This window comes from Paenibacillus solani, assembly GCF_050475945.1.
In the GTDB taxonomy this organism is placed as follows: Bacteria; Bacillota; Bacilli; order Paenibacillales; family Paenibacillaceae; genus Paenibacillus_AQ; species Paenibacillus_AQ solani_A.
The window spans coordinates 187,120-201,606 of the sequence record NZ_JBCMXJ010000016.1; the positions used below are offsets into that span (position 1 = coordinate 187,120).

Annotated in this window: 11 protein-coding genes; all 11 read right to left on the reverse strand. The window is 47.2% G+C overall.

All coding sequences use genetic code 11. The features are described 5' to 3' along the window. Positions 1-103: 103 nt before the first annotated feature. Entirely contained in the window at positions 104-817 is a 714-nt protein-coding gene (locus ABEQ74_RS19545; RefSeq protein ID WP_430123808.1) for a cytochrome c biogenesis CcdA family protein, read from the reverse strand. 17 nt (positions 818-834) lie between these two features. Next, on the reverse strand, positions 835-1,638 hold the full coding sequence (locus tag ABEQ74_RS19550; protein ID WP_430124240.1) for a metal ABC transporter permease: 804 nt from the start codon (positions 1,636-1,638) through the stop codon (positions 835-837). A 56-nt stretch (positions 1,639-1,694) separates the two neighbouring features. Beyond that, complete coding sequence (locus ABEQ74_RS19555) at positions 1,695-2,444, reverse strand: metal ABC transporter ATP-binding protein (RefSeq protein ID WP_430123810.1); 750 nt, start codon at positions 2,442-2,444, stop codon at positions 1,695-1,697. A gap of 97 nt (positions 2,445-2,541) precedes the next feature. After that, positions 2,542-3,600: a metal ABC transporter substrate-binding protein gene (locus ABEQ74_RS19560; protein ID WP_430123812.1), complete on the reverse strand. Its 1,059-nt coding sequence runs from the start codon at positions 3,598-3,600 to the stop codon at positions 2,542-2,544. 212 nt (positions 3,601-3,812) lie between these two features. Continuing rightward, positions 3,813-5,792, reverse strand: coding sequence for a methionine--tRNA ligase (metG, locus tag ABEQ74_RS19565; RefSeq protein WP_430123813.1), 1,980 nt, complete (start codon positions 5,790-5,792; stop codon positions 3,813-3,815). Positions 5,793-6,214: 422 nt separating this feature from the next. Next, on the reverse strand, positions 6,215-6,478 hold the full coding sequence (gene yidD, locus ABEQ74_RS19570; RefSeq protein ID WP_430123814.1) for a membrane protein insertion efficiency factor YidD: 264 nt from the start codon (positions 6,476-6,478) through the stop codon (positions 6,215-6,217). Next, positions 6,475-6,945 (reverse strand): Fur family transcriptional regulator, encoded by a 471-nt coding sequence (locus ABEQ74_RS19575; protein WP_430123816.1) that lies wholly within the window; start codon positions 6,943-6,945, stop codon positions 6,475-6,477. The genes yidD and ABEQ74_RS19575 overlap by 4 nt, the downstream gene beginning before the upstream one ends. Positions 6,946-7,171: 226 nt before the next feature. Further along, positions 7,172-9,967, reverse strand: a complete 2,796-nt coding sequence (locus tag ABEQ74_RS19580; protein ID WP_430123817.1) for a stalk domain-containing protein — start codon at positions 9,965-9,967, stop codon at positions 7,172-7,174. A 154-nt stretch (positions 9,968-10,121) separates the two neighbouring features. Continuing rightward, positions 10,122-11,765, reverse strand: a complete 1,644-nt coding sequence (gene nagZ / locus ABEQ74_RS19585) for a beta-N-acetylhexosaminidase (protein ID WP_430123818.1) — start codon at positions 11,763-11,765, stop codon at positions 10,122-10,124. A gap of 99 nt (positions 11,766-11,864) precedes the next feature. Continuing rightward, positions 11,865-12,650 (reverse strand): response regulator transcription factor, encoded by a 786-nt coding sequence (locus ABEQ74_RS19590; protein WP_430123819.1) that lies wholly within the window; start codon positions 12,648-12,650, stop codon positions 11,865-11,867. Beyond that, a complete protein-coding gene (locus ABEQ74_RS19595) occupies positions 12,628-14,484 on the reverse strand; it encodes a cache domain-containing sensor histidine kinase (protein ID WP_430123820.1) in 1,857 nt (618 codons plus the stop codon). The genes ABEQ74_RS19590 and ABEQ74_RS19595 overlap by 23 nt, the downstream gene beginning before the upstream one ends. Between the last annotated feature and the right edge of the window lie 3 nt (positions 14,485-14,487).

The window sequence follows — 14,487 nt, forward strand, 5'->3', positions numbered from 1 at the left end:
TTTACCTGCACTAATTATGATACATGTTTTTGAGACCGGTTGGCAAGTCCTGGTCCAATCCTGCCCAAGTAGGACTTATGAAGTGAACCAGCCTTATCCGGTCTTAGAATTTAAGCCACTCCGGCGTTATGCCTTGCAGCCAGATCGTAATTTTGTACATTTGATCCGTGAAGAGCAGAATCCCCATAAGAATCATTAATACGCCGCCGACTTTCATCAATATGCTTGAATACTTAAGAATCCAGCGGGTAGAGCCGATGAAAAAGGCCAGAATAAAGAAAGGCACCGCGAATCCCAGAGAGTAAGAAGTAATCAGCGGGAACCAAGTTCCTGGATCAGAAGCTGCCAGGGCAATAATTGCAGTTAAGATAGGTCCAACGCAAGGCGACCAGCCTGCCGCAAACCCGATGCCAAACAAGAATGTTCCTATGTATCCGGTCGGTTTGGATTTAAAGTTAAATTTCCGGTCTTTCATGAGAAATTTAGGCTGAAAAATGCCGATAAGCATGAGTCCCATGACAATGATAAGCAGCGCAGATAACTGGCGAATCAAGTCTTGGTATTCGGTGAAAAATTCACCGAATAAGCCCGCTCCCCAACCGAGAGTGTAGTAAACGGCAGAAAACCCAAGGATGAACGCAAGTGTATGCGTCATGGTCCGGAAACGGACGTCCTTGCGGTTCTGCTCGTTCTTCAGGTCATTGACCGACATGCCGGTAATAATGGATAAGTAGGACGGGTACAGCGGTAAACAGCATGGAGATATAAACGATGCAAAACCGGCAGCAAACGCAATGCCGATATTGATATCAGCCATTAAATCTCAGAACCCCCTTATGTCGTAAAACCCTTTTTGCCGACAAGTGTAATGATAAGCAGGCTTATTAGCAGCAGCACAATCGTTGCGCCTGGTGCCAAATTAAACACGCCCGCAAGCATCAATCCCCCGATTACGGCTATTTCGGAGATGATCACCGACAATACGATGGAGCTTCGGAAGCTTCTTGCCAACAATAAACTGATAGCTACCGGAATCACCAATAACGCGGATACCAGAAGCGCACCCACAATCTTAATGGCGGTGCTTACAACAAGCGCGGTCAGTACTGTAATGATCATATTCATCATTTTGACAGGCAGACCGCTGACACTGGCTGCATCCTCTTCAAAGCTGAGCAGAAAGAACTCTTTGAAGAACAGAATCACTACGGCTATGACAATCACAGTCACTCCACCAACCATATAAATATCCGTGGAATCCAGCGTGTAGATGCTTCCGAATAAATAACTCATTACATCCGTATTATAGCCCATCCCAAGAGTGAAGAACAGCGAAGCAAGCGCAACCCCGCCTGACATAATGATGGCAATCGATAACTCTGCATAACTTTTGTATGCTTTTCTAAGTTTTTCAATTGCAAAAGAGGCAAGTACCGCAAAAGCAAGTCCCGCAGCAAGCGGGTATACTTCAATTAAGAATCCGAGTGCCACACCTGCAATCGTCACATGCGACAGCGTATCGCCGATCATGGACAAACGTCGCAGCACGAGAAAAATACCGATTAGCGGAGCTGTAATACCGATCAGAACTCCCCCGATCAGCGCCCGCTGAAAAAAATCGCTAAGCAAAATATCCAGCAATGATAACGTCTCCTTCTTCTGCTTCAAAAATTTTCGGTCTGCGAATTATATACTCATACCAGTGAATGCTGCAAATCCACTTCGTCACAATTCTCGATGTCATGGGAATGTCTTACAAAGAACTGAATCTTGCCATTCTGCGATACGGGAGACTCTCCCAAATAGTCTTTGACCATATCCAAATCATGCGTAACCATCAAGAAAGTCATATGATGATGGGCATGCATATGGGTAATTAATTCAAAAAATCCGGCTTGAGTCTCGGCATCAATACCGATCGTAGGCTCGTCCAGAATGAGCAAATCCGGGCGATTAATCAGGGCACGGGCAAGGAAAACACGCTGCTGCTGGCCACCGGATAAGGCCCCGATCCGCTTATCGGCAATATCCTGGATCCGCATCACTTCAAGTGCGTCCTCACATTTCTGATGATCCAAACGGTTTATACGTCGAAACATTTTTTTCTTATTATATAATCCAGACATGACCACTTCACGCACAGTGGCAGGAAACAGCGGATTGAAGGAATTCTTCTGCGGTACATATCCAATCCGTTCCCAATCCTGAAATTTACGGATCGGCTGGCCGAACAGCTCGATAGTCCCTTCTGCAGCAGGCAGCAATCCGACAATCATACGTAGTAAAGTGGTTTTACCTGCACCGTTAGATCCGACAATGCCTACAAAATCCCGCTCTTTAATGGAAAAATTGAGATCCTTGATCACCTGTTGATCACGGTAATGAAAGGATACATCTTTGATTTGTACAATGGGTTGGTGGCAATTAGGTGCTGCCGGTTCCATAATCAGGCCGCCTCTCTTTTGTAATTTCTATTAAATATATGAACATCCCGGATATCTATTATACATAAAAAAGAGGGGGATCATCCCCCCTTCTTAATTATTGTAGGGCCTTCGTTAGATTTTGCAAATTTTTTTCCATCAGGGTGAAATAATTCTCGCCGCTATTCGCCTGCTCCTTGGTCAGTCCCTCTACTGGATTCAGCACCAAAGTTTCCACACCTGCTTCATTTGCCAGCGTTTTGGCAAGTTTATCCGAAACAAGTTCTTCGAAGAAAATATACTTCACTTCCTTCTCTTTCACCGTCTTGGTCAGGTTCACGATATCCTGCGCCCTAGGCTCAGCATCTGGTGAGAGCCCCATAATTGCATGCTGGGTCAAGCCATAATCCCGGCAGAGATAGCCAAAAGCTTGGTGTGAGACGACAATGTCTTTTTTCGGCAACTTGGACAACTCGCTTGTAAAGTCGTTATCCAGCTTGGTCAGTTTCTCTTTCAAGACTTCAAAACGTTGTTCATAACCATCCTTGTGCTCAGGATCCACCTCGACCAGACTATTCTTGATATTCTCAGCCATGATCAGGGCCGATTTCGGGCTTACCCATGTATGCGGATCCGTATGATGGGTGTCTGCGCTAGTCTCAGCTGACTTTTCCTCGTGGTCATGACCTGCATGATCCTCTTCTACACCTTCCTCATGGCTGTGATCGTGCTCCTCATCATGAGCCCCTTCCCCATGCCCATGACCATCATCCCCCATGGCATCAATAAGTTTAATACCTTGGCTTACTTCAACAGGTTTTACTTGAGTATCGCGGTCCAGGCCCTTCAAAAAACCGGGCACCCATCCCTCGAGTCCCGCACCATTATAAAGGAACAGCTGAGATTTGGAAGTATTTACAATATCCTGACTGCGGGGTGTCCAATCATGCGGCTCTACGCCGGTTGGCAGCAGATTCACCACATTTACCTCGTCTCCGCCAATTTCCTTCGTAAATTCGTATATTGGATAAAAGGTCGTCATCACATTTACCTTACCTTCTACGATGCCTCCGCCGGATTTGCTTCCACAGCCCGACAGAATAAGTACAGTCAACAATATAGAGGTCACACTCCACGTCCATCCATTCAGCTTGCTCATGCTCTTTCTCTTGTTCATATTCATCTCCCATATCCATGTTTATGATTTGTTAATCGTAATCTTTACTAACAAGATTATAAGAGCAAGCAAACATGATTGTCAACTAAATCGTAAAAATTACTATTAATTTTCGATAGAGTTATTCTACACATTAACTGAGAGACAAAACAACGGTGTACCCATTATCAGGGTACACCGTCTACTTCGTCTTCATTCAATTGAGGCGCTTATTACTTTACAACCGCACCGTTTGGCATGCCCTCCGGCACCGTTGCAAGCGTCAGCTGGTCGCCATGGGAAGCAGCCAGAATCATGCCCTGTGACATTTCACCTCTAAGTTTTACTGGCTTCAGGTTGGTAACGCAAATTACTTTGCGTCCTACCAAATCCTCTGGCGTATAGAACTTGGCGATGCCCGATACCACTTGTCGCTGCTCAAAACCGAGATCAAGCTGCAGCTTAAGCAGCTTATCTGCTTTCTTGACCGGCTCAGCCGCGATGACTTGCGCGACACGAAGCTCGACTTTGGCAAAATCCTCAATGCCGATTTCCTCTTTAAGCTCAACCGGCTCCTCAACACTTGCGCCTTCTGCCGAAGCTGGGGACTCTTCCTGGGCATTCTTCGTCCCGCCTGTCATGGCTTCAGCAATGTAGGCGACCTCTTGCTCCGGATCGAGGCGAGGGAAGATCGGCTCACCTTTTTGAAGCTTTGTACCAGCTGGAATGGCCCCGAACTGGCGACCGCTTTCCCAAGTGGTCAGCTCTCCTTCTGACAGACCGAGTTGATCCCACATTTTCTTCGGCGTACGGGTCAAGAATGGCTGGAGCAGAATGGAGGCAACGCGGAGCGTTTCCACCAAGTGGCTCATGACAGAGGCGAGCTCATTACGTTTACTGTCATCCTTGGCCAGCGTCCACGGCTGGGTCTCATCAATATACTTGTTGCTGCGGCTGATAAACTGGCTTATAGCTGTCAAAGCCACAGAGAACTCCATATTCTCCATCGCGGATTCGACTTTCTCATATACCGACTTGGCCGCTTCTTCAATCGCTGCGTCATATGGCGTGACCCCTGGTGTAAAAGCAGGAACCTCTCCATCAAAATACTTGTCGACCATGGCAACGGTTCGGTTTAGCAGATTACCCAGATCATTGGCCAGGTCAGAGTTTACCCGCTCTACGAAGCTTTCCGGCGTAAACGTACCATCTGCGCCGAACGGAACTTCGCGCAGCAAGTAATAGCGAAGTGCGTCCAGTCCATAACGGTCGATCATTGTGACCGGATCAACCACATTGCCTTTGGATTTGGACATTTTGCCGTCTTTCATAAGCAGCCAGCCATGAGCAAATACCTTTTTGGGAAGCGGAACATCCAGTGCCATTAGAATGATTGGCCAGTAGATTGTATGGAAACGCACAATTTCCTTACTCATCAGATGTACATCGGCCGGCCAGTATTTATCATACAAGCTGGTGTCCTCTGTGCCGTATCCCAGAGCCGTTATATAATTCAGCAAAGCGTCAATCCACACATAGATAACATGTTTGGGATCGCTCTTCACCTTTACGCCCCACTCATAAGTCGTGCGGGATACTGCCAGGTCTTCCAGGCCGGGTTTAATAAAATTGTTGATCATCTCATTCTTGCGGGATACCGGCTGAATGAAATCCGGATTTTCTTCATAGTACTGAAGCAGACGGTCCACGTACTTGCTCATGCGGAAGAAATAGCTCTCTTCCTTCACAAGTTCTACCGGTCGGCCGCAGTCCGGACAGTTGCCGTTTACCAGCTGTCGTTCCAGGAAGAACGATTCACAAGGGGTACAATACCAACCTTCGTATTCTCCTTTATAGATGTCATCCTGCTTCAACAGGCGTTCAAATACATCCTGCACGACCGTGGTATGGCGCTTCTCCGTGGTACGAATGAAATCTTCGTTTGATATATCGAGTTTCTTCCATAGATCCTTGATGCCAGCAACGATGTCGTCAACGAACTGCTGCGGGGTTTTCCCAGCCTCTGCCGCTTTGCGTTCAATCTTCTGCCCATGCTCATCGGTACCCGTCAAATAACGTACATCGTATCCGCGAAGCCGCTTGTAACGGGCCATAGCATCGCCCGCCACCGTCGTATATGCATGGCCGATATGCAGCTTGTCACTTGGATAATAGATTGGTGTTGTAATATAAAACGTCTTTTGGTCTGTCATCGTAACCTTCCTTTTCCGTAAATTGATTGTCGCCACTGGAGGCGATTGACCATGGTTTCAAGAATAAACAGCAGTACATAGCAAAAAACCCCCGTCCTCATGGGACGAGAGCTACTCTCACGTGTTACCACCCAATTTCCCTGTCCCCTTGCGGGTAACAGGCTCATCTGCCGTCATATACCGGCCGTCCATTAACGCTGGCTCACGCCGCTCCTTTACGGCAGCCCTGCAGCTGCATCGCTCAAAAGCGGATCCTCCAAGACCATTTTCCGAAACCCGCCAAGACCGGTTTCCAGCTACTCCGGCTCTCTGTTCAAGGCATGTGCATTTCGTACTTATCTCTTCCTCGGATATACCTATAATTTCTTACATTTTAATCAAACGGACAGCGGTGTGTCAAGCTGATCGCTGGTCCATCTGATTCATTCTAATTCCTCAGCCAGCGATGTGTGCGTTTCTCCCTTTCGCGGCGGAACCATATCAATGCCTCCCGGATGAAATGGATGGCATCTTGCAATACGTTTGGCCGCTAACCAGGAGCCCTTCCATGCACCATGCACCTCAATGGCTTCCAGTGCGTAGGCTGAGCAGGTTGGGTAGAATCTGCAGGTCGCCGGCTTTAAGGGAGAAATGAATTTTCGATAGAAGTGTATGGGTGCCTTGACGATCCTGCGTGGCGAGCTCATACCTGGCCGTCCCTCTTCCCGCCTACGGATGGTGAAGATCCCTTCTCGCCTTGGTCTTTGCCGCAATCTCCGCAATAACCGAATACTTCGAATTTATGTTGAACCACCTGAAAATCCTCAGGTGCATCGGTCAGCTGCATAGGGCAAAACATAATGGGGTAGGTCTTCTGACATTGCAGACAAATCATGTGGTGATGATGATGATCTTCGCTGCAGCTTCCGCGGAATTTGATTCCTTCCTCAAACACAACCTGCTCCAATACACCAAGCTCGTACATTACCCGAAGATTACGATACACCGTATCGAAGCTCAAACCGCTGTATTTCTGGCCCATATATTCGTATACATCCTTAGCTGTCAAATATCCAGGATGTTCTCCAAACAATTTGGCAAGCGTCTTGCGCTGATCGGTAATGCGCAGCCCATGTTCCGACATCGTATTAATGATCTGCTCCGTCGTAAGCATACGCAATAACCCCCTCTTCATGAAGATACTCTTCTCTTATAATGCCTGAAAAATAAGGCAGCGTCAATGAAGGCGATTACGCACGCTTGTCAAGCAAGCCATGTTCCTTCAAGTAAAAAAGAAACACTCCATTACGGGGGCAACGCCACTTCAGAAGCATCAAAAAAGGCAGTCCCACCATGAATGGCGATCAGGACTGCCTCATTGCTTATAAAATAATAAATGATTAGTGCTTAACCTGCGGAAGCGGCTGCAGCAGCAGATTGATCGGCAGACTGCTTCCAGGAGCGGCTGTAAACAGAATCTCCACGGTTTGTTCATAATCACCTGTGCGATACAACACAGCCGCTTCATTCGGAGCGGAAACGGCTCCACCGCTAGTGTTCGGCGTCTGAATGATGTTTCCGTTTACCATCATCACACCCATATATTTGCCACCGCGCGGATTTAGTGTAATCAGCGTCCGCGGTGCTACACGGTGCAGCTTGATTTTGTACAGCACACCAAAATTTCCGGCATTCGATTGATAAGAACCGGTAATGCCGTCATACCCTTCCAAGTTTGGATCGTTCGTTTTGTCGCCAATCGGAAGTCGGGTAGGTGTGTTACCTACGAGATCGTACGATTCAATGATCCTTGTCGAATCCGGATAAGTTCCGCGGTTATGCACACCGTCTCTAGCAAGCAGCTTCAGATAAGGAAGCTTCTGAATCGGATCCTTCGCTTCATCAATCATGATGACATCATACCGGATCGGGGAATCTGAATACAGATCAGCAAACATTGAGAGCACCTGCTGATTTTTCAACGTTTGTGAACTCAGATCCTGCAAGATGATCCGGCTTTCACCAGGTGCAAGAGAGATCGTCTTAAAAGAGTCTGCTGATTGCATAGATTGCAGATATCGCTCGACAGCGGCTTTGCCCGTAGCGGTTGGAATGTTGATCGGTCCACCTACGCCGGTATACTCGGTTGTCAATCGCGCCGTCATCGTGTTGATGTTCGTTGCAACAACGTACATTTTCATATTTCTTCCGGTTGCGTTCAAATGATGGATCATAAACCGTGTGCTGGCATTACCTACCTCACGGTACAGGATTCCCTCTTGATAGACAGTTTCCGGTGAGTTGCTGCGAATGAGCAGGGATGGTTCAGAGCTTCGTGTAATCGGAATGAGATTCCATGTCGGCACCTCTGTCCCGTTAAACGAATACTTATCCCCGATATCCGTAAATAATTGGTTGAATTGATCATGCGTGTACATTACTTCAGTGGTTACATTAATGATCTTCTCATAAGAGCTTGTAGCTCCATGCTTGTCCGTAACAATTAACAATACTTTATGAGGCCCTGGCGTAAAAAACGCCTGATCGTTATTTTCCCACTTTGATGTAATCGTGTCGCCGGGATCATTATCATAACTTTGGTTGATATACGTGATTTTCTCACCTATTTTGTACTCCTGTTTGTCCGTATCGAACATGGCAACCGGAGGAGTATTCGGCGCGGAAACGTGTATGGCCAGGCTAAATGGGTCGCTCCACTCCCCGCTCGAATCCTGAACGGAATAGGAAACGGTGTGGACACCTGGTTCGTCAAAAATTTCTTCGCGGCCTTCCCAATACTCATCTACAATATCCAGTCCTGTCGGCGAATAAGCATTTGTTTTATACGTAACGGTTGTTTGCCCAGCCAATATTTCTCTAGGCTGTACCGTAAAGGAAGCCACCGGCTTGGAGCTTAAGCTAAGGATAACCCGCTTATTAGGCTGGTCCACCCGATAATTGATATCAAGCGCCTGCGTAATGCTGGTCAGCGGCACCATAAACGTATTGTTGGATTGGTATGCAGGCCCCTTCATTGTTTTCTTGACGCCATTCACCGTGTAAACGCTGCTGTTTGTTTTAAAACGAAGCTCATCATTACCCCGCATGATGATTGTTTCCTTCGTTTTTCCGTCATAGGTCAGCTTCAAACCGACACGATTAACGAGGGAGCGGATCGCAACATAGGATACGCCATTTTTTACGGCCATCGGCTGCCCTGCCATATACTCTTTCCCGTTCTGATACATTTTGTTGCTGTTCATCATCAGGACAAGGTCATTCGGACCAAGATTCGGTATGTTAGGAACCCCACTGCCGGATCCCCCTCCGGTATTGCCACCTGGCTGCTGAGGGCCGCTGCCCATACCGGATAAATCGAGGATAACCTTCTTCTCGGATTGGTTAACCTTATATGGAATGTCAAGCGCTTGTGTGATCGAGGTTAATGGCACCATAAATACATTATTATTCTGGTAGGCAGGACCTTTCATCTGGCGCACTTGCCCATTGACTTTATATTGGCTGCTTCCTGTCGTAAAGCGAAGCTCGTTACCATCCTTAAAGATGATCGTTTCCTTCGTCTTGTTATCGTAAGAAAGCTTCAATCCTGCGCGCTCCACCATGGCACGAATAGCCACATAAGAAACCCCTTGCTTTACAGCCATCGGCTGTCCAGCTTTGTACTGTTTACCGTTATGATACATGACATTGCTGTTCATCAGGAGCACAAGCTCATTAGTGGAGACATTAGAAGCGCTAGCCTTGGATTCATCCACGGTCTGGCTGCCTGCTTCTTTCTCTGGTGCCGTATTACCGGAAGGCACGCTGTCTATTTCTTCTGTTTCCTCATGTGATGCAGAAGAATCGATTGGGGAATCAGTTACCGTTCCCTCCACTACATCGGATGATGTTTTTGTGGAGTCTGCCGATGGCGTTTCCGCCTTGTCAACCGATGGTGTTGTTGCCGGTTCTTTCGATGGTGTTTCCGCCGGGTCTATCGACGTTTCATCTGCTTGCTGCAAGTCCGTTTGCTGTTCTATTCTCTGCTGGCTTTGTCCTTCCACCGGGGACTGCAGCGCTGATGGACTAGATAGCGCCGGAGCTGTTATATCCGGTGATTCAGCTGCCACGGGAAATGCCGTTGATACCTGTGCCGCAGCAAGGACTGTAATCATCGAGATTCTTTTGAAATTCATTCTCTACTCCTTTAAAACTCTCAGTATAGTCTGTCTGCTCTATAGGTTACAGTAGTTAGACGCGAACTTTGCCGAAAAGTTGCTCATCAGGGCTGGAAAATAGGAAAACCGAAGTTTTCCTATACAGGAAGACTCCGGTTCCAATAAGCATTATTTAATTATTGACATAATCCTGGTTAGCACTCCAGCCCATCGGGTATGCGTCACTGATACTTACCGGGAGCTTTCCTCCCGGTGTAACTTTACCTATCAAAGCACCGGCTACAGCATTCATATAATAAGGCGTGTTCTCGTAGCTGCACAGATACGTAGGGATAGAAGGAAGATCATTCAAGTCATATGGATTTCGAGTAGCAACAATTACAAGCGATACGTCCTGAAGCTCTGCCAGTTTGCTTACAAGCTTCTGTTGGCCAGCCGGAAGACGACTCTCGGAGGTATAGGTTGCTACCACGATCTGTTTGTATCCTTCCGCCGCCTTCAAAGCTTGCTCCACTTCTTCATCGGACATGTCTGTACCGACACGCAAATCATCTGCTTGAACACCATAAGATCTCAATGCATCTCCTAAAGTGTAGCTTTTGCTCCAAGCTTCATCCACCTGTGTGGCTTGAAGCAGCTCTGGCCAGATTACCGCAATCGCCTTCTCGGGTTGAAGAGGCAGCTGCTGCCCTTCGTCCTTCACCAGTGTGATGCCTCTGCCAGCGAGATCAGCCAGATATTGTTGGGTTTCCTCTGTAACCTCACCGATCGGATAAATCGGAAGATCTTCGGCGAGCTTCGTATTGCGCTCCTTAAGCGCTAATATCCGCTCAACTGCTGCATCGATCAAGTCCATGGACAGTCGTCCACTCTTCACAGCCTCGATAACAGCGGTAATTGCCGCTGTCTGTTCCGTCAGCCTGTGGCTGACCAATACGCAGTCTGCCCCCGCTTCAATGGCACGAATAGCTCCCTCTGGAATACCATATTCTTTGGAAATCGCATGCATCTCGAGGCAGTCCGTTACGATCAGTCCTTCGAATCCCATTTCTTCTCTCAACAGACCTGTCAATACAGAACGAGACAAGGTGGCAGGTAAATCGCTAGGTTCAATCGCCGGGAAACTGACATGCGCTGTCATAATCGCATCTACGCCATCTTTGATCGCTTGTGTGAACGGATACAGCTCCACGCTGCGAAGCCGCTCGATATCATGCGGGACAGAAGCTCGTCCCAGATGGGAGTCAACGCTGGTGTCTCCATGTCCAGGGAAGTGCTTGGCGGTAGCGGATACGCCTTCTTCCTGATATCCCTTAATTGCAGCTGTTCCAAGCGCTGCCACAACCTTTGGATCTTCAGCAAAGGAGCGCACGCCGATTACCGGGTTACGCGAATTGTTATTCACATCGAGACAAGGAGCAAAGTTCATGTTGACGCCAAGCGAGCGTAATTCACGTGCCCCAATTTGAGCTACCTTGTAGGAATCTTCTTCACTGCCTGCTGCTCCTAGCGCCATATTGCCCGGGATCCGGCTGATGCCTTCATGATCGATCCGGGCAACCATGCCACCCTCTTGGTCAATCGAGATGAGAAGTGGAATCTTCTGGCTGCCGGATGCAAGCTCTTGCAGCGACTCTGAAAGCTCGGCAAGCTGAGGCAGTGTCTTCACGTTGCGACGGAAGTAGCAAATGCCTCCTACCTGATATTGCTCGATCAGTATTTTGGCATGCTCATCCGGCGTAAGTGCATTAAAGCCGCATATAAACATTTGCCCAACCTTTTGTTCTAATGATAAATCTGCTGCTGTCCATTTCATGAATCTACATACCTCTTTCATCAATTTGTGGACTCTGCATAGTCAGATGAAATTACTCTAATGATGACTGAACAGCTTAGCATACATCCCATACCTAATCTATACCGTTGCTTCCCCGGATAATTCCCTAAATTCAGACGGGGTCATACCCGTAGCCTTCTGAAATACCTTGGTAAAATATCGTCGTTCATGATACCCCACAAACGATCCGATCTGGGCAATATTTTTATCGCTGTTCACCAGCAGGAATTTGGCTGCTTCCATTCGCTGTCTCGTCAAGTACTCTACAAAGGTAAGGCCGACATGGTTCTTGAATAATAGACAGAAGTAGCTTGAGCTGATTCCCAGATGCTCCGAGAGCTCTTCAATCCCCAGATCCTGCCCCATATGTGTATTGATATACTCCAAGGCAGACTGAACCAATTGTTCAGGCGTTTTCTTAACGGCCTCCGGATTCGGAGCCTCATCCATTAGCGAAACGGTATTATAATACTTCTCTTTCGCCCTCTTCTTGCGAATCTCCTCCCCAATCTCCCGAATCTTTTCCTCCAATTCACCATAATGGATCGGTTTACTGATATAATCCTTGACGCCAAGCTTAATCGCTTCCCGTGCATACTCAAACTCCTGATAACCGGTCAACAGAAAAATCTCCGCCTGGCTCCCTCTTTCGCGCATCTTTGCTATGAAGGTCAGTCCGTCCATGACCGGCATCCGGATATCACACAGGATCAGATCCGGTGGATACTCGTCGGCTACTTCGAGCGCTTCCATTCCGCTGCGGGCGAGCCCAACTACCTTCATGCCCATCTCTTCCCAAGGCAGAACCTTGCTGAGATTATTCAATATAGGCGCCTCATCATCAACTAATAATACTTTCAACATGTTGCCCTTCCCCCCTGTCATAATTGGGTATGACACATTGTATTACAGTGCCGCCGGGGCGACTGGAGCATATGAACAGACCGTAATAACTTCCGTATTGAATTCTAATCCGGTCAGCCACACTCCGCAGTCCAAGCCCGCGACGTTCCTGATTCAGTTTGAGATTCAGCTTCATCGACGGCTCAGCTGGATTATCCTCGGACATCATATATTCAAACCTGGAGAGCTGCTCTGAAGTCATGCCGAGTCCATTATCCTCCACTCGAACGATCACATTACCAAGGTCTTTCCAGGCGGAGATGCGAATCCATCCCGTGTAGGAAATCCCTTCAAATCCATGCTGAATACTGTTCTCAACCAGCGGCTGTAATGTCAGCTTAAGAATACGGCTATGCATGAGCTCTTTAGGAATATCAATTTCATACTCAAATACATCCTCAAACCGGAATTTCTGTATTTCAAGATAACTCTGCAAGTGCTTGATTTCTTCTTCAAGCGTTATTTCTTCCTTGTCCTGTATACTGATTCTCAATATGCTCGCAAGCCGGTATACCATCTCGCTAACTTTGCGGCCTTCATTCTGGATGGCGAGTACATTGATGGATTCAAGGGTATTAAACAGAAAATGCGGTTTAATCTGCGCTTGCAAGACGCGCATCTCCGCATCAGTCTTCTGCCTCTGCTCCTTCTTGATCTGGGCAAACAGATCATTGATGCGATTCATTAGATTATTAAAACCTTTTGACAGCAGCAATAACTCATCCTCGCCCTTCTCCTCGACCCTTGCATTCAAATCCCCATCCTCGACCCGGCGCATGAACCGCACAATGACAGCAATAGTGCCGGTAATCCGGTTCATAAACAGCCGATTGAACACGATAGCTGTGACGATACATAACCCCATGATGACAAAAAACCACTTAGCAAAGGACGTAACCTCTTGGGATAATGAGTTCCAATCCGTCACCGAGACGAGATTCCAGCCATAGTCGTTCAGATGGTAAATGGACACAATGTTCTCTTTGCCGTTGAACTTGGCCTTAAAACTTTGATACCCTTGCTTGTACTCAACCTTTTGCTTCATGTACTGATTGATATTTTGGCCGTCCATATCATTATTCGGATCAAACAGAATCAAACCCTCATTGTTGACCACCATGAATGAAGTGTTCTGCAGATTGTTGGGGAGCGTGAGATTACGGAATATCTCCTCAAACTCCCATTTCTTGATCTGGACGACAAGAAAACCAAGTTTGCGTAAGGTTGTAACATCCTTAATTAATCGGATCTGCGTAAACAGCGGTTCCTCTCCCGTCAATTCCGGAAATTCATGCGGAGCCAGCCATTTGGCCATCCCGTTTAGCTGCACAACTTCCTCGTATAGAGGACTGTTCTTGAACTGCTCGTAAGGCAAGGTTCTGAAATTTTCTTTGCTGAAAATCGGTATCGGCCTGGATTCCTTATCAAAATGATATAAAAACGCATAACTGATAGCAGGATGATTATATAGAAGATTTCGAAAGCTGCGCTGTCTATCATTCAATTTCAATTGCTCGGCATTGGATTCCTTGATTAGATTCTGCGCATTAGGATCTTTGGCATTCAGCGCCATGGCGAATACGGAGGTGGCAATGCCATTATCGGTAACGTACTCCATCTCCTTAAATACATTGAGAATGCTGTAGCTGATCGCTTTTAGCGAGTATTCAGCCTGCTGGCTGTACTTTTTTTCAATCGAATTATAGGTAATAAAGAATGTAAACAGACCTAGTACAAATAACGGAATAATAATGAGTCCCAAAAAGGCGGTGAAAAGCTTGTTACGCAAATTCATTAG